The 19,301-nt window shown below is 52.0% G+C and carries 22 protein-coding genes and 1 tRNA gene; 7 read left to right on the forward strand and 16 right to left on the reverse strand.

Features of this window, described 5'->3' with window-relative positions; all coding sequences use genetic code 11:
• The first annotated feature begins 38 nt into the window (after nt 1-38).
• The gene (locus IV433_RS20770; protein ID WP_195815706.1) at nt 39-1,223 is read left to right on the forward strand and encodes a sugar transporter; all 1,185 of its coding nucleotides are present in this window, start codon (nt 39-41) and stop codon (nt 1,221-1,223) included.
• A 67-nt stretch (nt 1,224-1,290) separates the two neighbouring features.
• On the opposite strand, the gene IV433_RS20775 is transcribed toward IV433_RS20770, so the two are convergent.
• A complete protein-coding gene (locus IV433_RS20775) occupies nt 1,291-1,707 on the reverse strand; it encodes a DUF2000 domain-containing protein (RefSeq protein ID WP_195815705.1) in 417 nt (138 codons plus the stop codon).
• A gap of 131 nt (nt 1,708-1,838) precedes the next feature.
• Here IV433_RS20775 and IV433_RS20780 point away from each other — a divergent pair, with 131 nt between their 5' ends.
• Nucleotides 1,839-2,315 (forward strand): Lrp/AsnC family transcriptional regulator, encoded by a 477-nt coding sequence (locus IV433_RS20780; RefSeq protein ID WP_195815704.1) that lies wholly within the window; start codon nt 1,839-1,841, stop codon nt 2,313-2,315.
• Nucleotides 2,316-2,349: 34 nt separating this feature from the next.
• Here IV433_RS20780 and IV433_RS20785 read toward each other — a convergent pair whose 3' ends face one another.
• The 3 genes from IV433_RS20785 to IV433_RS20795 all read right to left on the reverse strand — a co-directional run bounded on the left by IV433_RS20785 (nt 2,350) and on the right by IV433_RS20795 (nt 3,989).
• Nucleotides 2,350-2,778: a TOBE domain-containing protein gene (locus IV433_RS20785; protein ID WP_195815703.1), complete on the reverse strand. Its 429-nt coding sequence runs from the start codon at nt 2,776-2,778 to the stop codon at nt 2,350-2,352.
• An 86-nt stretch (nt 2,779-2,864) separates the two neighbouring features.
• Nucleotides 2,865-3,632 (reverse strand): class I SAM-dependent methyltransferase, encoded by a 768-nt coding sequence (locus IV433_RS20790; RefSeq protein ID WP_195815702.1) that lies wholly within the window; start codon nt 3,630-3,632, stop codon nt 2,865-2,867.
• A gap of 3 nt (nt 3,633-3,635) precedes the next feature.
• Nucleotides 3,636-3,989, reverse strand: coding sequence for a DUF1971 domain-containing protein (locus IV433_RS20795; protein WP_195815701.1), 354 nt, complete (start codon nt 3,987-3,989; stop codon nt 3,636-3,638).
• A 191-nt stretch (nt 3,990-4,180) separates the two neighbouring features.
• Here IV433_RS20795 and IV433_RS20800 point away from each other — a divergent pair, with 191 nt between their 5' ends.
• From IV433_RS20800 to argG, 3 genes are all read left to right on the forward strand, one after another.
• A complete protein-coding gene (locus IV433_RS20800) occupies nt 4,181-4,369 on the forward strand; it encodes a hypothetical protein (RefSeq protein WP_195815784.1) in 189 nt (62 codons plus the stop codon).
• Nucleotides 4,354-4,896, forward strand: coding sequence for a cysteine hydrolase family protein (locus tag IV433_RS20805; protein ID WP_255534122.1), 543 nt, complete (start codon nt 4,354-4,356; stop codon nt 4,894-4,896). The genes IV433_RS20800 and IV433_RS20805 overlap by 16 nt, the downstream gene beginning before the upstream one ends.
• A gap of 341 nt (nt 4,897-5,237) precedes the next feature.
• Nucleotides 5,238-6,602 carry an argininosuccinate synthase gene (gene argG, locus IV433_RS20810; RefSeq protein ID WP_195815699.1) on the forward strand — a complete coding sequence of 455 codons (1,365 nt, stop codon included), beginning with the start codon at nt 5,238-5,240 and terminating at the stop codon, nt 6,600-6,602.
• A 477-nt stretch (nt 6,603-7,079) separates the two neighbouring features.
• Here the strand turns inward: argG and IV433_RS20815 are convergent, their stop codons facing one another.
• From IV433_RS20815 to xerD, 9 genes are all read right to left on the reverse strand, one after another.
• The gene (locus IV433_RS20815) at nt 7,080-7,256 is read right to left on the reverse strand and encodes a CPCC family cysteine-rich protein (protein WP_195815698.1); all 177 of its coding nucleotides are present in this window, start codon (nt 7,254-7,256) and stop codon (nt 7,080-7,082) included.
• Entirely contained in the window at nt 7,249-7,506 is a 258-nt protein-coding gene (locus IV433_RS20820) for a DUF7683 domain-containing protein (protein WP_104924547.1), read from the reverse strand. The genes IV433_RS20815 and IV433_RS20820 overlap by 8 nt, the downstream gene beginning before the upstream one ends.
• A complete protein-coding gene (locus IV433_RS20825; RefSeq protein WP_195815697.1) occupies nt 7,506-9,008 on the reverse strand; it encodes a colicin E3/pyocin S6 family cytotoxin in 1,503 nt (500 codons plus the stop codon). The genes IV433_RS20820 and IV433_RS20825 overlap by 1 nt, the downstream gene beginning before the upstream one ends.
• A gap of 528 nt (nt 9,009-9,536) precedes the next feature.
• Nucleotides 9,537-9,610 (reverse strand) — tRNA-Gly (locus tag IV433_RS20830).
• 149 nt (nt 9,611-9,759) lie between these two features.
• Nucleotides 9,760-11,292, reverse strand: coding sequence for a lysine--tRNA ligase (lysS, locus tag IV433_RS20835; protein WP_195815696.1), 1,533 nt, complete (start codon nt 11,290-11,292; stop codon nt 9,760-9,762).
• Between the two features lie 9 nt (nt 11,293-11,301).
• A protein-coding gene (gene prfB, locus IV433_RS20840; RefSeq protein ID WP_195815695.1) for a peptide chain release factor 2 occupies nt 11,302-12,400 on the reverse strand; the annotation gives its coding sequence in 2 pieces (ribosomal slippage) (nt 11,302-12,324 and nt 12,326-12,400; 1,098 coding nt in all).
• A 130-nt stretch (nt 12,401-12,530) separates the two neighbouring features.
• Nucleotides 12,531-14,264, reverse strand: a complete 1,734-nt coding sequence (gene recJ / locus IV433_RS20845) for a single-stranded-DNA-specific exonuclease RecJ (RefSeq protein WP_195815694.1) — start codon at nt 14,262-14,264, stop codon at nt 12,531-12,533.
• A gap of 6 nt (nt 14,265-14,270) precedes the next feature.
• Entirely contained in the window at nt 14,271-14,990 is a 720-nt protein-coding gene (dsbC, locus tag IV433_RS20850) for a bifunctional protein-disulfide isomerase/oxidoreductase DsbC (protein ID WP_195815693.1), read from the reverse strand.
• A gap of 25 nt (nt 14,991-15,015) precedes the next feature.
• Nucleotides 15,016-15,975 (reverse strand): site-specific tyrosine recombinase XerD, encoded by a 960-nt coding sequence (gene xerD / locus IV433_RS20855; protein ID WP_195815692.1) that lies wholly within the window; start codon nt 15,973-15,975, stop codon nt 15,016-15,018.
• A 110-nt stretch (nt 15,976-16,085) separates the two neighbouring features.
• Between xerD and fldB the strand changes: the two genes are divergently transcribed.
• On the forward strand, nt 16,086-16,604 hold the full coding sequence (gene fldB / locus IV433_RS20860) for a flavodoxin FldB (RefSeq protein WP_195815691.1): 519 nt from the start codon (nt 16,086-16,088) through the stop codon (nt 16,602-16,604).
• Between the two features lie 27 nt (nt 16,605-16,631).
• On the opposite strand, the gene IV433_RS20865 is transcribed toward fldB, so the two are convergent.
• Nucleotides 16,632-17,084: a protein YgfX gene (locus IV433_RS20865; RefSeq protein ID WP_152324876.1), complete on the reverse strand. Its 453-nt coding sequence runs from the start codon at nt 17,082-17,084 to the stop codon at nt 16,632-16,634.
• A complete protein-coding gene (gene sdhE, locus IV433_RS20870; RefSeq protein ID WP_152324902.1) occupies nt 17,065-17,331 on the reverse strand; it encodes an FAD assembly factor SdhE in 267 nt (88 codons plus the stop codon). Before sdhE ends, IV433_RS20865 begins: the two co-directional genes overlap by 20 nt.
• 279 nt (nt 17,332-17,610) lie before the next feature.
• Between sdhE and ygfZ the strand changes: the two genes are divergently transcribed.
• Nucleotides 17,611-18,603 carry a tRNA-modifying protein YgfZ gene (gene ygfZ, locus IV433_RS20875; RefSeq protein WP_195815690.1) on the forward strand — a complete coding sequence of 331 codons (993 nt, stop codon included), beginning with the start codon at nt 17,611-17,613 and terminating at the stop codon, nt 18,601-18,603.
• A 75-nt stretch (nt 18,604-18,678) separates the two neighbouring features.
• Here ygfZ and IV433_RS20880 read toward each other — a convergent pair whose 3' ends face one another.
• Nucleotides 18,679-19,209, reverse strand: coding sequence for a class IV adenylate cyclase (locus IV433_RS20880; protein ID WP_195815689.1), 531 nt, complete (start codon nt 19,207-19,209; stop codon nt 18,679-18,681).
• Nucleotides 19,210-19,301 lie beyond the last annotated feature (92 nt).

A 19,301-nucleotide genomic window follows, 5' to 3' on the forward strand; every position in this document is an offset into this window, starting at 1 on the left:
CCTGATCTTTACACCTTCTTAAAAAGTCATAAATTTCAATGCAATCAGATACCGTTTCGCGCAGGACAGCATGGCTTCGCGTTGTGATGATGGCTATTGCCGCGTTCATCTTCAACACCACTGAATTTGTGCCTGTCGGGCTGCTCTCCGACATCGCCGCCAGTTTCAATATGCAGACGGCGCAGGTCGGCCTGATGCTCACCATCTATGCATGGGTCGTCGCGCTGATGTCGCTGCCACTGATGCTGCTGACCCGCAATGTTGAGCGAAAGCGCTTACTGATCGCGATTTTTGTCCTGTTTATCGTCAGCCACATTTTATCGGTCGTCGCCTGGGATTTCTGGAGTCTGGTCGCGTCACGCGTCGGTATCGCCCTCGCCCACGCCATTTTTTGGTCGATTACGGCCTCGCTGGCAATCCGTGTCGCCCCGGCCGGTAAAAAAACGCAGGCGCTGAGTATGTTAGCCACCGGCACCGCGCTGGCGATGGTGCTCGGGCTGCCGCTCGGGCGTCTGATTGGTCAGTATCTCGGCTGGCGCACCACGTTCATGAGCATCGGCGTCGTCGCGCTGCTGACGCTGATTTGCCTGATTAAATTGCTGCCGCCGCTGCCAAGTGAACATACCGGTTCGCTGAAAAGCGTGCCGATGCTGTTCCGCCGTCCGGCGCTGGTAGGGATGTATGTCCTGACTGCGCTGATAGTGACCGCTCACTATACGGCGTACAGCTATATCGAGCCGTTTATCCAGACCGTCGCGAATATGGGCGAAAACTTCACCACGTTCCTGCTGCTGATCTTCGGTGGCGCAGGGATTTTCGGCAGTATCCTGTTCAGTGTGCTCGGCAACCGATTCCCGGCCGCCATGCTCAGCGGCCCGATTCTGATGGTGACGCTCAGCATGTTGTTACTTTTTGTCGCGGTGATGAATCCGGTCGCTATTTCAATACTTTGCGTCGTCTGGGGGCTGGCAATGATGATTATCGGCCTGGCGATGCAGGTGCGCGTGCTGGCACTGGCGACCGACGCCACCGACGTTTCGATGTCACTGCTTTCCGGCATCTACAATATCGGCATCGGCGCGGGCGCGCTGATTGGTAATCAGGTGAGTCTGCATCTGGAAATGAGCAACGTCGGTTATGCCGGCGGCCTTCTCGGGTGTATCGCGCTGGTCTGGTGTCTGACGATTTTCAAACGTTACCCGCAACTGAAAATTACGAGCTGATTCGGAAAGTTTGTTTCAAAAAAAGCCCGAATGCGATCCCTGCATTCGGGCTTTTTTGTTAATGGTTTTAACGTAACAATTTCAGATTTCCTGTCAGCGATTTAATCCACTTTTCCGGCCCGACCAAACCGACGCCATCCAGCACTTCATCGTATAAATCCCACAACGGGAAAGCATGTTCGTATTCTTCAAACGTATGCATCGTGCGGGCAAACACAGGGAAGGGCACCACGCTGCGCTCTCCTTGTGCCTCAAGTCCTTTAAACATCAGCGCCTTAATGTGATCCGGCGTCGCCTGTAAAATTGGCAGCGGATATTTCGAGATAACGTCAGTGCTCACCCCTTTTGCATCACACAGCGCATGGCCTGCCAGCATCGGGAATTTTGCCGCCAGACCGATACCAATCACTCCCGCGGTATTCGCCAGTAAACCGGGTGGAAGATCAGGGTTGAGGATAATTGCAACCCGGAGAATGTCTGCCATATTTGCGCCCTTTTCATCGTTATTGATGCAAAAATAATAACCACCTGCGCCTGAAAGGTGCTTTCTTTTATCACTGTAAAATGCCCTAATTCGGTAATTCCTTTCTGAAAAAACCCTATGACAGGCAGATTATGTCCACATCAGAAATTTTACCGGCAGACCTTCGCATCCTCAGGCAACTTCAAAATTCGGGGCGCATGACCAATCAGGAACTGGCCGAAAAAGTCGGCATGGCGGCGTCGCCCTGCTGGCGGCGGATGAAACAACTGGAAGAGAACGGCGTGATTACCGGTTATCAGGCCAATATCGACAGAAAGAAAATCGGCCTTGGGCTGCTGGCGTTTATCCGTGTGAAAATCGACAGCCATAGCGAGGAAGATGCACAGCGTTTTGAGCAGCAGGTCGGCGCGTTACCATCGGTAATCGCCTGTTATGCAATTGCCGGAGACGCAGATTTTTTGTTGCAGGTGGTGGCGAAAGATCTCGACAGTTTTTCCAGTTTTGCGATGGAAGTCGTTCGGCGTTTACCGGGGATTAAAGAGATGCAGACTTCGTTCGTACTGCGGGAAGTCAAACCGCTGGATGCGTTGCCGCTGGAAGGTTTATAACCTTATGCCCGGCGGGCGCCGGGCATATTCAGGCTTACTTTTGTGTCGCTAAAATCACGCTGGACGCTTTGACCAGCGCCAGAACGGTATCGCCCGGTTTCAGGCTCAGTTCGTTCACGCTGTCATTGGTGACCATCGCGGTCAGCGCCAGACCTTTCTCCGAAGTCAGGCTGACGGAGGAGTTCACCGCGCCCAGATTCACGTTGTCGATTTTACCAACGAACTGATTACGCGCGGAGAAATTCAGGCCACAATCCGGCGATGCAAGCACCACCCACGGCGCTTTAATAATCGCGATAGCCTTTTTCCCGACGACCAGACCCAGCGTTTTCACACTGTTTTTGGTCACAACGGTCACCAGATTTTCACCGGTATCAAGTGACAGAATCACTTCATCATTCACTGCACCTTCGAGAATTTCCGAAACGGTGCCAGACAACTGATTACGCGCTGAAACTTTCATCTTCACTCCTTGATAAGTCCTTTGTAGCGGGAATATCCATTATGGTGTCATGGCTTAATGAATGGCAAGGTTGAAGGCCGCAGGCTTTATTTCTTCTGCGAACAGCAGGCGATGTAATTCAGCCTGTGCCGCTGCGCGTGAAAATAGCGGAACATCCCGAGAAAACGCGACCGGTTCTCACGGTTTTTCAGCCCGTTAAAAAGTATTCTCGCGGCCCCCAGAATACCTTCATCTCTGACGAGCCCTTGTGGTGACATCAGGGACATCGCGCCGTGCTGCGTCTGAACGGAATCAAACCCTGCATTCAGAAACAACGCTTTCCATTCCTGCCGGCTCATCGGGCTGACGTTGGATTTCACGACTTTTTGCAAATCGTCATCCACCGTTTTACTGAGCTTTTTATCGGTCAGCATAATGTCGTGCGTCAGTAAGATGCCGCCGGGTTTGAGTACCCGGCAATATTCACGGACTAGCTTTGTTTTGGCCTTATCCGCATACATGGTCAGCATGGCTTCGTTGATCACGACATCAAAGCAGTTATCGGGAAAAGGCAGGCGCGTGGCGTTGGCTTCTATCAGCTGAATTTTGTCACTCAGCCCGGCGGTGCGGATCCTTTGCCGGGCAACGTGCAGCGCTTCTTTATCCATATCAACGGCATAGATGCTGCAACCAAAACGCGCCGCCAGTTCCGTGGACGTCGTGGCCCGGTTACAGGCCACTTCGAGTACGCGTGAATGCGGGTCTAATCCGGCACGGGAGATGAACCATTCCGTCGCTTCTTTACCCCCGGGGCGCAACCGCGTTTTGCCCAGACTGGCCAGGAATGTATGCCCGGCCCTTGTGCTGTCAGACATAATTCAGCCCTTATGCGTATTCACCACTTCCCCGAGACCAGCGCCTTCGAGCTGAATCTGCGGATCGGCGAAGAAATCGATATTGAAATAAGTGTTTTCCGTCAGCAACTCGATACGGTGCCATTTCTGCGGCGGAGAGATACCAAAAGTTCCGGCCTCAATGATCACTTCCATGTCCGGCTCGGTGGCTTCGGCGTCAGGGAAACCAAAGTACTTCACGACCCCCTGTATAACCGACAGGCGTCCGTAAACACCGGACTTGGTATTGTGGTGCGTAAACAGTGGTTTAGGCGCGGTTTCTTTGTTCCAGAACGGCGTAGAACGTGTATGAATAAAGTTTTGCGGGATACGAAGCATCGTTTCTCCTTAATCAAACAATTCAGGGTCTGTCAGTATTAAACCACTTTCAGAAATGTGTTTCCTTAAAAACATGTATTTATAATGCATGTTTTTAGTTTTTGCTGTTATATCAATGTATTATTTTATAAATTGCCCTATGAGACACTTTCCTCAGGCAAAAACATTGACGCACAACAGGCGCTTTTATATTGTCAGGTGATGAAAAAATTCCTGCGCGTCACCCAGACAACAACGACCACAACCCTGTTAACGGGTTGTCTGGATGCAGTGCATTAGAAAAACTTAATCCAACAACCCGCTCGCAATGGCCGGGTTATGATTTTTTCTCCTGGCCAAAATGGCAATTAAAAGGAGAAATACCTTGTCTGATCCCCTGATAAAAAAACGTGCATTATTAATTATCGATATGCAGGTCGGCCTGTTTAACGGCCCGGATAAACCCCACGAAGGCGTGCAGGTGCTCGCCAATATCAATGGCCTGATTGAAAAAGCCCGCCAGTCACAAATCCCCATTTTTGCTGCACGCCATACCGGGCCCGCAGACTCCCCCTTTGCGCCGGGCACACCACTGACACAATTAGTGCCGGAGCTCAAAATTGATGACTCACACGATAAAATTTTCGATAAAACCCGTCCAAGCTGCTTTGCGGGAACCGGGTTAGGAGACTGGTTGCATCAAAAATCAATTGATGAGCTGGTTATTGCGGGGATGAAGACCGAATTTTGTATCGATACAACCTGCCGTGCGGCAGCCGATCTGGGATTTAGCCCTGTTCTGATTTCAGATGCGCATACCACGATGGATACGCCCATTTTGCCCGCCCCGGCAATTATTGCTCACCACAACCGGACGCTAAACGGCCCGTTCGTTAAGCTGATTTCAACCGATGAATATGAATTCTGACGCCAGTAAATAGCCTTCACATTCAATCTATTGAAGACATTTGGCAGAAGTGACGGGTCTGCCATCAGAGTAAAACCCACGTCTAAACGCCAGTTTACTTTGATAGCTTCCCGCTTTAGATTTTAACCTGCTATCCACGAGGCAGAGCCGGTAAAGATGTCGCATCAGCATTTTAAGAGATTTTGAATGAAACAACGCTCCCCATGCGTGATTACTAAATAGTCATGCAATAAAATGCGCATAAATATGCAAAATGTCTTTTACCCGACGCCGGTTTTGCGATATTAATATAGGCATTGAGACCTTTACCAGACTGACCTAATTCATACAGGATTTTATCGATGACAACTATTCTTAAGCACCTTCCTATCAATCAGCGTGTGGGTATTGCATTCTCCGGCGGTCTGGACACCAGTGCCGCGCTGCTTTGGATGCAGAAGAAAGGGGCGATTCCTTATGCCTACACGGCAAACCTGGGCCAGCCTGATGAAGAAGATTACGATGCCATTCCGCGTAAAGCGATGGAGTACGGTGCAGAGAAAGCTCGCCTGATTGATTGCCGTAAACAACTGGTTGCGGAAGGGATCGCGGCCATTCAATGTGGTGCATTCCATAACACCACGGCGGGTGTCACTTATTTCAACACCACCCCGCTGGGCCGTGCCGTTACCGGAACCATGCTGGTTGCCGCGATGAAAGAAGACGGTGTGAACATCTGGGGTGACGGCAGTACTTACAAAGGTAACGATATCGAGCGTTTCTATCGTTATGGCCTGCTGACCAATGCAGAGCTGAAAATTTATAAGCCGTGGCTGGATACCGACTTTATCGATGAACTCGGTGGCCGTCATGAAATGTCAGAGTTTATGATTGAATCCGGTTTCGATTACAAAATGTCGACCGAAAAAGCCTATTCAACCGACTCCAACATGCTGGGCGCGACACACGAAGCCAAAGATTTGGAATTCCTCGATTCCGGCGTCAAAATCGTTAACCCGATTATGGGCGTGAAATTCTGGGACGAGAATGTTGTCGTGAAAGCGGAAGAAGTGTCCGTCCGTTTCGAGCGCGGCTACCCTGTTGCCCTGAATGGCGTGACCTTTGACGACAGCGTTGAGCTGATGATGGAAGCTAACCGCATCGGCGGCCGTCACGGTTTAGGCATGAGCGATCAGATTGAAAACCGTATTATCGAAGCCAAAAGCCGCGGCATTTACGAAGCCCCGGGGATGGCACTTCTGCACATCGCCTACGAACGCCTGCTGACCGGTATTCATAACGAAGATACCATCGAGCAATATCATGCGAATGGCCGTGTTCTGGGACGCCTGCTGTATCAGGGCCGTTGGTTCGATCCACAGGCGCTGATGCTGCGTGACTCCGCTCAGCGTTGGGTCGCCAGCGAAATCACTGGTGAAGTGACTCTGGAACTGCGTCGTGGCAATGACTACACCATCATGAATACGGTGTCTGAGAATCTGACGTACAAACCAGAGCGCCTGACTATGGAGAAAGGTGATTCAGTGTTCTCACCAGACGATCGTATCGGCCAGCTGACCATGCGTAACCTGGATATCACCGATACCCGCGAGAAGCTGCAAGACTATCTTGAGACAGGGCTGCTGAAATCTTCTGCCTCTACCGGTTTACCGCAGGTCGATAACAATAATCTGCCAGCGCGCGGATTACAGGATAAGAACAAGTAATTGTTGTTAGCTTAAATGAAGCAGGTTTGGGTGACTCGCCTGAGCCTGCTTGATTAAAACCAAATTCCCCTCCCTTCGCTTACACTCCAGCATAGTAATCACCTGTTTTTATTCTATTTTCTATTATTTAATCAAATTTTCGACAGGCAAAAGTAACGTACAGAAAATACGAATAAAAGTGATTGAGTAGTGAATTTTTTGGTAATGACTAGATTTAGAGGAAGAAGCTTTTGGAGCGGGTGAAGGGAGTAGAACCAACACAAAAAAAACCATATAAAATGGGAAACCAAGGGTTTTAAAATACAATTCTATACACATTTCTATACACGAATATTTCTGCTTGAATCCTTTTTGTATGTTTTTTGCACTAATTTATGCACACTGAACTATCTTCTTTCAGACAGGGAAAATGAAAAACCCCTACCATTCGGTCAGGGGCTTGGTGACGTTGGCTTATGCCTACTTTACTTTCCTGCCTTACTTAAAAGCCTCTCGGGCTTCGCTAAGACTCATTTTGTTAGCCCCTCCGCCTCGATTTGGATTTCTTGACTGAAAGGGATCATCCTCCCAATTACAGTTCGGGCAGATGTCATGCTCACCTAAAGTTTCAAATACTTTTTCACCACAGCACGGGCACAGGGATTCATCACTCATTGTTTTCCCCTGCGGACATCTGGACGATGTAATTATCAGTATCAAAGATTGTGTCAAATAGCTTACTTAGGGATTCGGCCTGCTCCTTATTTACGCTAAAAACAGCAATGCCATTGATAAAATCCATTTTATCCTCCTCGTTCCATTTCATTATTTTTGCAATAGGCTCTAAATTATGCTCTGGAATATTAACCTCTAAAGCTAAGTCTTCTGTTTTTTTATCAAACAGATCAATAGTGTAAATAATCATTATTTTTCTACCTTTCTTGTGGGATCCGCAGGTTTAGTTTGCTTGCCAGTTACGGGATCAAATTCACCTAAATGATTACGCCCACTTTTATCATAAACTTCAACGGTTCCATGTTGAGAATCCCATTCATAAATTCTGCTTTTTGAGTCTTTCCAACGATAACGAAGCTTCCCCCCACCCTTTATAGGTGTCTTACTTACCGCTTTTTTGGCGTCTGGGAATGCAGCTAAAGGAGGAGTCCCTTTTGGTGGAGTATAATATTTATGGTCATTACTCAGATAAATATAAATCGGCGGCATACCGTGAGGCAGGTTCACCAGGATGTAATCATCAAACGATTTTTCATCCAGGATCGGCAGTGAGGTTGACGTGCTGCCTACTTCCCCAACGCTTGGTAGCGGCAATACTGTAATAGTCGAGGGTAAATACGGTTCGTCCCGGTTGCCGGTATTGGCTGGCGCTTTAAACTCCACTTCGTCCGGCGTCCAGACTATCGTTGGCTTATCGGCGCCATCTGCCCAGAACTCATAGTTTCCGGTAAAACGGTTTCGCTCCATCGAGCGTACACGCACCTGATCCAGACCGCTATGAGCGCCAGTGTGATACGCCACCGGCTTTAAGCGCCCGTAGTTATCATTCACCCACTGAAACCGGATACGTGTCGGTGCCGATTTACCCGCCAGCGCTGCCAGTTGGCTATCCGCCAGTATGTCGTCTTCTCCGGCATTCAGTTTGCTGGAATAGAACGTTCCGACCACGCCAACCGTGACAGGGTTAACAAACACGGCGCCAGAGCCGATAAAGTGACTCAGCCCGCGCAAGGCGTTCATTCCGGCCGCTGCAAGTTCTGCCCCGCCGCCAGTTGCCACCGGAATTACCAGCGGCATACCAGCCTGCGCCGGTGCGTCAGGTTTAGCGCCAAACATCCGTTTGTACCAGGGTAAGCCGGTATCCGGTTTCTGGCTACCGCTGGCTGGTTTACGTTTCGCCGCCTGTGCGTGTTGCACTGGTTCTGGTTTCGCCGTCTCGAGCTGGGCAGGAGTACCAAAAGACAGATGACCGAAATTATAGTGAGATTCATCTGTCGTGCCCGCGTCGGTGTTACCCGCGCCACGCTCGCCAGATTTTGCAAATACCGGTACAGGGGCAGCCGGAGGCGCAGGAGGGGAAACCGGCGCGGCGGTTTTTAGTGCTGCGGTCCCGGTTGGCGCGTTCTGGCTAAAAGCCTCACCCGCAGGGGAAACATATTGGGTCGTGGAGCCAAAAACGACATTGTTCGGGCATCCGCAGAGAACGCGGTCACCGGTCGCCACAAACGCCTTACCATCCTCCGACATATCGAAGACGGTTCCTATTATCTGATAAACCCCGCCACACTTGCTGCATGAGGCCATATCCCCCGTGAGTGCCAGCGCCCGGTTACCTTCGTAACATGACGACGACGCAGACAAAACCGCCCCATACGTGGTTTTATCTCCCAGACAAACTAATGCTCTAGCCATAATCCCTCATGAAACCAATGGATAAGAGCGGCTATCTTATAGTCATGAATTCTTAAGCCAAATTTTTTAGCCAATAAGAGCCACGCATTTAGTATTTTGGGATTTTTCATCTTCAAGCTCTGAATTCAGTTCAGGGCTAAAAATGGCGATAGCCGAGGGTAAGTAACAGAAGGCGTGAACGGTTAAGCGCTTAAACTTCGCTTGAATCGTTGAGGGCACCAGGCACCGCCAGCGCATGATGAACAACGATCACGTCACCGCCATTAGGGCCGAGGCGCAACCGCTCTGTTTCGGCTTGGAAGTCTCTACCTGTCTGGCGTTGAGTTTCATTTGGGGGTATCTCGTGGGGAAAGCATCGCTCTGCTGGGGGTATTTTTACAGGGTGAACAACCTGATACCCCCATATATACCCCCAGACAAGGGTAGATTTCAATAGATAGCAGAGGACAAGGCTAGAGCGATAAAGTGGCTTAAGGCGCGTATTTACTGGGTTTAGAGGACTTTCTGAGATACTGCTGGAGGAGATTTTGGAGCGGGTGAAGGGAATCGAACCCTCGTATGCAGCTTGGGAAGCTGCCGTTCTACCATTGAACTACACCCGCTAAGGTGTGCGACTGGCATTATAACCGGTTACGACGGCGGAGCAAGGCGTGATTGCGGATAAGCGCTGGAGTTTTAAGCAGTTAGCATCTGGCGTGATCTCAGACACGAAAAAGGGCGCCGGAGCGCCCTTTGTTGTTTCCGGCGAAGCTTATTTTTGCGTTTGTGGACGCATTGCCGGGAACAGGATCACGTCGCGGATGGTGTGGCTGTTCGTGAACAACATCACCATACGGTCGATACCGATGCCCAGACCCGCAGTCGGTGGCAGGCCGTGTTCCAGCGCTGTCAAGTAGTCTTCGTCATAGAACATCGCTTCGTCATCACCTGCATCTTTCGCAGAAACCTGGTCAGCAAAGCGCTGCGCCTGGTCTTCTGCGTCATTCAGCTCGGAGAAGCCGTTACCGATTTCACGACCACCGATGAAGAATTCGAAACGGTCAGTGATTTCAGGGTTTTCATCATTACGGCGCGCCAGCGGAGAAACTTCTGCCGGGTATTCAGTAATAAAGGTTGGCTGAATCAGCTGAGCTTCGGCGGTTTCTTCGAAGATCTCAGTCACGATACGGCCCAGACCCCAGCTTTTCTCGATTTTGATACCGATAGATTCTGCAATCGCGGTCGCTTTCGCCAGGTCGTCGAGATCGGCGACGTTGGTTTCAGGACGGTATTTGCAGATAGCTTCACGCATGGTCAGCTTGGCGAAAGGCTTACCGAAATCGAACACCTGATCACCATAAGGAACTTCAGTTTTTCCGTCGAACACTTGCTCAGCAAGCGTGCGGAACAGGGTTTCGGTCAACACGATCAGGTCTTTGTAATCCGCGTACGCCATGTAGAGTTCCATCATGGTGAACTCAGGGTTGTGACGCGGAGAAACGCCTTCGTTGCGGAAGTTACGGTTGATTTCGAATACGCGATCAAAACCACCGACAACCAGACGTTTCAGATACAGTTCCGGCGCGATACGCAGGTACATATCGATATCAAGTGCATTGTGGTGCGTGATGAACGGACGCGCCGCTGCACCGCCAGGGATCACCTGCATCATCGGGGTTTCGACTTCCATGAAGCCGTTTTCCACCATGAAGCTGCGGATACCAGACATGATCTGAGAACGGATCTTGAAGGTTTTACGGGAATCGTCGTTGGCGATCAGATCTAAATAACGCTGACGGTAACGCGCTTCCTGATCCTGCAAACCGTGGAATTTATCCGGCAACGGACGCAGCGCTTTGGTCAGCAAACGCAGTTCGGAACAGTGGATCGACAGCTCGCCGGTCTTGGTTTTGAACAGTTTACCGGTCGCGCCCAGAATATCGCCCAGATCCCATTTTTTGAATTGCTCGTTGTAGATGCCTTCCGCGAGGTCATCACGCGCAACGTAAAGCTGGATACGGCCGCCGACATCTTGCAGGGTCACGAAAGACGCCTTGCCCATGATACGGCGGGTCATCATACGGCCACCCACGGTGACTTCGACGTTTAAGGCTTCCAGTTCTTCGTTGGTCTTCTCGCCGTATTTCGCATGCAGTTCATCAGAAATGCTGTCACGACGGAAATCGTTAGGGAAAGCGATACCGGATTCGCGCAGTAAAGCCAGCTTCTCACGACGCGCTTTCAGCTCGTTATTAAGATCTGGTACGTTTTCTGCGCCTTGAGCGGCTTGTTGTTGTTCAGACATGTTGGTTCCTTATAACCCGGCTTTCAAACTGGCTTCGATGAATTTATCCAGGTCGCCATCCAACACGGCCTGCGTATTTCGTGTTTCGACGCCCGTACGCAAATCTTTAATTCGGGAATCATCCAGCACGTAAGAACGAATCTGGCTGCCCCAGCCGATGTCAGACTTGTTGTCTTCCAGCTGCTGTTTATCCGCATTTTTCTTTTGCATCTCATACTCATAAAGCTTCGCTTTCATCTGCTTCATGGCCTGATCTTTGTTTTTATGCTGGGAGCGGTCGTTCTGACACTGAGTCACAATGTTGGTCGGAAGGTGGGTAATACGTACCGCAGATTCCGTTTTGTTGACGTGCTGACCACCCGCGCCGGACGCGCGGTATACGTCGATACGCAGGTCTGCCGGGTTAATTTCGATGGCGATGTCATCGTCCACTTCCGGATACACAAACGCGGAACTGAAAGAGGTGTGACGACGGCCACCGGAGTCAAACGGGCTCTTACGCACCAGGCGGTGAACGCCGGTTTCAGTACGCAGCCAGCCAAACGCATAGTCGCCGATAATTTTGATGGTCGCGGATTTCAGGCCTGCGACTTCGCCGTCAGACTCTTCAATCACTTCCGTTTTGAAGCCCTTGGCTTCAGCCCAGCGTAAATACATACGCAGCAGCATGCTTGCCCAGTCCTGCGCTTCCGTACCGCCGGAACCCGCCTGAATGTCGAGATAGCAACTGGCGCTGTCGTATTCGCCGGAGAACATGCGACGGAATTCAAGCTGTTCCAGCTTGCCGGTCAGCACATCGAGTTCAGCGATGGTTTCGTTGAAAGTGTCTTCATCGTCGGCTTCAACCGCCAGTTCCAGCAGGCCGGTCACATCTTCGGCACCCTGCAACAACTCATCGATGGTTTCAACGATAGCTTCCAGAGAGGAACGTTCTTTACCCAGCGCCTGTGCACGTTCAGGTTCGTTCCAGACGTCCGGCTGTTCCAGCTCGGCGTTTACTTCTTCGAGGCGTTCTTTCTTGGCATCATAGTCAAAGATACCCCCGAAGAACGACTGTCCGCTCGGACAGGTCCTGAATGCGGTTTTTAACCGGATTAATTTCAAACATGATTTTTCGCGTCTTACGTTAGATTCGGAGTTGGCCCAATGCCATTCGAACCGCCGATTCTAACGGAATTAGCGGTCTTTTTATAGCAACGAGCCGTTTTTTTGCAGGGTTTATTCGGGATGAAAACCGCTTATTTCGGCCACAAATGTTCGATGATCAGCTGAACGCTGCGATTTCCCCGAAATTCATTGATATCCAGACGGTATGCCAGCTGTACTTCGCGAATGCTGCTGTCCGGCCAGAACGTCGGATCAATATTAAACGCGATGCCGTCGAGCAGGGGCCCCCCACCCAGCGGTTCAATCATCAGTTTCAGGTGGCGCTCTTTCAGAAGCTTTTGCTGAAGGATACGGAAAGTGCCGTCAAACGTCGGTTCCGGGAATGCCTGCCCCCACGGGCCGCCATTGCGCAGCATTTCTGCGGTATCAATCGTCAGCTCATGCCCTGAAAGTTCGCCGTCCGACCAGACCACACCTTCAAGATGTGACGGATCCAGCCATTCCCCCACCAGTTCAGCGAAACGATCGCGAAACTCGTCGAATTTACCTTCTTCGAGTGACAAACCTGCCGCCATCGCGTGACCACCAAACTTCAACATCAGACCGGGGTTGAGCGTATCCAGGCGCTCGAGCGCATCACGCATGTGCAAACCCGCAATTGAGCGACCAGAACCTTTGAGAATACCGTCGCCCGCTGGCGCGAACGCGATCACTGGCCGGTTAAACCGTTCTTTCAGGCGCGAAGCCAGAATACCCACGACGCCCTGATGCCATTCCGGATGGTACATCGCCAGCCCGAACGGTAATGCGTCGGTGCTGCGCTCAAGTTTTTCGCACAGCGCCAGCGCCTCGACCTGCATCCCCTGCTCTATCTCGCGACGCGTCTGGTTCAGCGCATCCAGATCGCTGGCCAGCGCACGTGCCTGACCGATATCTTCGCTGAGCAATAACGCCACGCCGACGGACATATCATCGAGGCGACCGGCAGCATTCAGCCGTGGCCCGAGCGCGAAACCCAGATCACTGGCACAAAGCGTACGGGCTTCACGACCGGCGACTTCCAGCAGCGCACGGATACCCGCACGGCATTTTCCCGCGCGAATGCGGTTCAGACCCTGATAAACCATGATGCGGTTATTGGCATCGAGCGGCACAACGTCCGCCACCGTGCCCAGCGCCACCAGATCCAGATGCTCCGCCAGATTCGGCACCGTCAGATTGTTTTGCTCAAACCAGCCGCTTTCGCGCAACGCACTGCGCAGCGCCAGCATCAGGTAAAACGCGACGCCAACGCCCGCCAGAGATTTCGACGGGAACTCACAACCGTGCAGATTGGGGTTAATGATCGCTTCGGCATCCGGCAACGTTTCGCCCGGCAGGTGATGGTCGGTAACCAGCACCTGAATGCCTTTGGCGTGGGCAAGCTCCACACCGGCGTGCGATGAAATCCCGTTATCGACGGTCAGGATCAGCTCCGCACCGCGCGATGCCGCCTGTTCCACCACTTCCGGGCTGAGGCCGTAGCCGTCTTCAAAACGGTTCGGCACCAGATAATCCAGATTACCGCAGCCCATACTGCGTAAAGAAAGCAGCGTGAGCGCCGTGCTGGTTGCGCCATCGGCATCAAAATCACCGACGATAATAATGCGCATCCGCTCGCTCAGGGCTTTTTGCAGCAATTTCACCGCAGTATCGATGCCATCAAGTTGCTGATACGGCAGCAAACCTGCCGCACTGCGCTCCAGCTCTTTGCTCTGCTTAACGCCACGGGCCAGATATAACCGGCGCAATAACGGGGAAAGTTCAGCGGGAAGATCCACGCCAGTCGCCACCTCACGGCGGCGAAGTTGAGTCTGCAAGGTCACGAAAAATCAACCACCGGTTTTATGTGAGGGATCACGCTGGTCAAGCATCGCGGCCATTTCTTTTGGCGGCTGATAACCCGGGATCAAAGTACCGTCTTCCAGCACGATGGCCGGAGTGCCTGTCACGCCAAACTGCACGCCCAGCTCGAAATGTTTCGCAATATCACTGCTTTTGCATGTCGCCTGCGTAATGTCATCGCCACGCATCGCCGCATCAAAACTGGTTTTGCGGTTGCCGGTACACCAGATGGATTGCATATCTTTTTCAGTTTTTGAATTCAGCCCCTGACGCGGGAACGCCAGATAACGCACGGTAATGCCGAGGTCGTTATAGTCCTGCATTTGCTGATGCAGCTTATGGCAATAGCCGCAGGTGATGTCCGTAAAGACGGTGATCACGTGCTTCTCGTTTTTGGCCTTGTAGATAATCATCTCGTTTTGCAGCGCATCGAGCTTTTTCACCAGCGCTTTATTGGTCACATTGACCGGCTGGCTGCCGCTGACGTCGTACATCGGGCCCTGCAAAACGTGTTTACCATCATTAGTGATGTAAATGACGCCGCTGTCGGTGGAAACCGCGCTCAGGCCGGCGACCGGCGTCGTCTGAATTTCGGCATTGTTCATTCCCAGCTTGTTCAGCGTGGCTTTGATTGCAGCATCGTCAGCCTGCGCCGCGGAGCTTATACACGCAGCCAGAAGGGTCAGCAGCATTAAACCTTTTTTCATCATTTCGTCCTTTTTCCCTGGCACGTCACGCGCGGGGATGATGTTGTTGATGTAGCAGTTTGAGTCGTTCAGTCGCTACATGGGTATAAATTTGAGTTGTTGATAAGTCACTGTGGCCTAACAACATTTGCACAACGCGGAGATCTGCACCGTGGTTTAACAAGTGGGTGGCAAATGCGTGGCGCAACACGTGGGGGGATAACCGCTCCGCATCAATACCGGCAAGGATCGCATAGTGTTTGATGCGATGCCAGAATGTCTGCCGCGTCATTTTCTGCGCCCGGTTGCTGGGGAACACAATATCCAGAGACTGGCCGTTCAGCAGCCACGGCCTTCCGTGCTCGAAATAATTCTCAAGCCAGTACACCGCTTCTTCGCCCATCGGCACCAGCCGTTCTTTATTACCTTTACCGATAACCCGCACCACACCCTGCCGCAGGCTGATATCGCTGAGCGTCAGCCCGACCAGTTCGGAGACACGCAAACCGGTGGCGTAGAGCAATTCGAGCATGGCTTTATCACGCAGCTCAAGCGGGACATCCACCACCGGCGAGGCCAGCAGCGCATCAACCTGCGCTTCACTCAGATCTTTGGGTAAACGCTGCGGAAGTTTCGGCGAGGACAACAGCGCCGTCGGGTCATCCTGCCGCACCGATTCGCGGTTCATGTACTGAAACAGGCGACGCATCGCACTGAGCAAACGTGCGGAGCTGGTCGCTTTATAGCCGCCTTCAATGCGCTCAGACAGAAAAGATTGTAAATCTTCGGCGCTGACGTGCAGCAAATCTGTTTCGTTGTGATGCAGCCAGCCCAGCAATGATTTCAGGTCCTGACGATAAGACGAGAGCGTGTTTTCTGCGAGATTGCGCTCAATCCAGAGCATATCGAGAAACTGTTCCGTCAGGCCCTGATCGGCCTGATTGACGGCTTGCGCAGCCTGTTCAGGCGTTATCTCCTGATGGCCTGCATTATCTTGTTTTGGCATCCCGACTCCTTTTGCTTGCGTGCAGACTACACCCGCCATTATGCCTTTCATTCGCCCAAATCTGCTACACTGCTTGCCATTCGTATTCTGATGACGTTATGGCAGCAAGCATGAAAATTGGACTTTTCTACGGTTCCAGCACCTGTTACACCGAAATGGCCGCGGAGAAAATTCGCGATATTTTGGGCGAAGAGCTGGTTGATTTGCACAACATTAAAGATGTTGATCCCGATAAGATGGAAGACTACAGCATCCTGATCCTCGGCATCCCGACATGGGATTTCGGCGAAATTCAGGAAGACTGGGAAGCCGTCTGGAATGAGCTGCCTACACTAAAATTGCGCGGTAAAATTGTCGCCATGTACGGCATGGGCGATCAGCTCGGTTACAGCGAGTGGTTTCTCGACGCGCTCGGCATGCTTTACCATCAGTTGCTCCCGATGGGCGTTCGCTTCATCGGATTCTGGCCAACGGAAGGTTTCGAATTCACCAGCCCGAAACCGCTCAGCGCCGACGGTAAACATTTTGTCGGCCTCGCGCTCGACGACGTAAACCAGTTTGATCTCACCGACGAGCGCCTGCAACAGTGGTGCGAGCAGATCCTGCTGGAAATGGACGCCCTGCTGTAGCCGTTCGCCAACGAACCAGTCATGACCTCAGCCCGGTTCAGCCGGGCTACGGGGATCTCCGCTCAGCAAGATCTGGCGCAAGTGCCGCCATTCATCCGGCCCCATACTGTCAGACGCCAGCCATAGCCGCTGTCTTGAGCTGCGCATCGCCTGCGCCAGCCCGCCTTTACGTTTTTCACGACGCAATGTCAGCAGCACCCCGCTGCTTATCATCCAGACCGGCTGCTTAATTTGCCATTCATGGCCACGCCATAGCAGGCGGTTATCCTCAAGCAGGACAATTTCGCCGGTGCGGGCCGTAATACGGCGCTGGCTACGGATGCATTCAAACAGCACCAGCAAAAGTAATGTCATCCATACCGGCCAGTAGCCGGCAGGCCAGGGTGCCAGCAAAATCAGTAACATCACACCACCGTAAGACCCCAGTGAAATGAGCTGACTGCGCCAGGACACCCTGAGATCACATCGCCACAGGGCCACGGGCTTTGTTTCGAGTCTGAATGAGGGCCACCATGCGCTGCAATTCTGTGTCTTGCGGCTCGCCGTGATTCATCAGCCAGTTGAACAAATCCGGATCGTCACAAGTCAGCAGACGGGCAAACAGTTCTTTGTCGGCATCGGGCAGCGAATCATATTCATGTTCAAAAAACGGCATGATGGAGATATCCAGCTCGCGCATACCGCGACGACAGGCCCAGTGAATACGGGAACGATTATTGATATCCAGTTGGTTTTTGCTTTCCATAATGAGACTCTTTTTTTGGGATACAGAATGAGAATTCTTTTATATAGAAAGCGATTCTATCAGCCGTCAGCCGTCATAAGTAACTTTTCAGTGCCCTGTTTTGTCAATCTACGTGATGTGCCGTAAAACCTGCTGCAAACCTGTCACTGGCTTTACATTCTCTGGAAGGCATCCCGTAAAAGGCACCAATAACTGTTTTCAAAGGCGGTGGGCTCTTTTACCATGAGCCATCAGTCACATTTCATTGACCGGGATAAGAAAATGGCTAACGCATTCCCCTTTCCACCGCAAAAACCTTCAGCGTCTTCGCATTTGCCGCTGACCCTGATTTCACTGGAAGACTGGGCTTTGGTGACCATGACCGGCGCCGATACGGTGAAATACCTGCAAGGTCAGGTGACGGCAGATATCGATGCCCTGCCGGTCGATCACCACATTCTTTGCGCCCACTGTGACGCCAAAGGGAAAATGTGGAGCAACCTGCGTCTGTTCACACGTGGCGATGGCATGGCCTATATCGAGCGCCGCAATCTGCGCGACACGCAGCTGAATGAAATAAAGAAATACGCCGTGTTTTCGAAAATTACGTTTACCGCCGATGATGACGTGGTGCTGCTCGGTGTGGCCGGTTTTCAGGCCAGCGCTGCGCTGACGGGGTTATTCTCGACGCTGCCAACAGCAGAACAGCCGGTCGTACAGCAGGATGAAACGACTCTGTTGCATTTCTCCCTGCCCGCTGAACGTTTTCTGATTGTCACCAGCCCGGAAAAAGCCCGTCAGGTAGTGGAAGAACTGGGGGAGCAGGCGCAGCGCAACGACAGCCAGCAGTGGCTGGCGCTGGATATTGAAGCCGGTTTCCCGGTTATTGATACCGCCAATACTGCGCAGTTTATCCCGCAAGCCACCAATATTCAGGCGCTGGACGGGATCAGTTTCACCAAAGGTTGCTACGCCGGTCAGGAGATGGTCGCACGGGCAAAATACCGTGGCGCGAACAAGCGCGCGCTGTACTGGTTATCCGGTAAAGCCTCAAAAGTACCGGCTCCGGCTGACGATCTCGAACTGCAACTTGGTGAAAACTGGCGTCGAACCGGCACCGTGCTGGCGGCAGTTCAGCTCAGTGATGGCACCGTCTGGGTTCAGGCCGTTCTTAACAACGACCTGGAAGCCGACGCCAGCCTGCGCGTTCGCGATGATACAACCAGCCATTTAAGTATCCAGCCGCTGCCGTATTCGCTGGAAGAGACGAAGTAATCCGAAAGCTCGCTGCCGCCCTCTTCATGACCGAACGGTTAAAAGAAGGCGGCAATTCTCAACGTGATATCCGGCTTACGCGTGGTGATGTTTGCCTTTCTGATTAAGCAAATCGAGATACGCCTGATCCACCAGTTCCTGCCGGTCGATCCCCAGCCGTTCAAGCAAATCCTCAGCAATCGCAATGCCCTGCTCCGGTGTTTCGCTATCTTCGAGCACCACTTCAAACTCCAGATAATCGCCCAACCCTTTTACGCGGTCGAGATGCAGACGGGTTTGGCCGAGCATGAAAAGCGTTCGCTGTTTGATAACCCTGCCAGCCGCACCGTAGGCCAGTGTGAGCGTTTCGCGCAGACTGTCAGGGTCGTGAGTTTCAGAAAGCATATAGAAGCTGGTTTTCGGCCCTGCCTGATCCGGTCGCTGATAGAAAATCAGTTCGCCACGATCCACCGCCAGCGTGCGCAGTTTCAGGCGTCCGTGCGGGCAGATAAAAAAGGTATCATCCTGCTCAATAATGTCCGGCAGTCCGTCGGATATCAGCGCAATCTTTTCGTACAGTGCGGAAAAATCATCAACCTTCGCTTTAATCTCAATATTTCTGGCCATCGCTTACTCCCTTAAAAGTTGACTCTTTTTTACGTGTCTTTGATGAACATCCGTTGACCATACCGTGACAGAATGCTCTGCGGCAAGGAGGT

The organism is Rahnella laticis (genome assembly GCF_015644585.1).
GTDB classification, from domain to species: Bacteria; Pseudomonadota; Gammaproteobacteria; order Enterobacterales; family Enterobacteriaceae; genus Rahnella; species Rahnella laticis.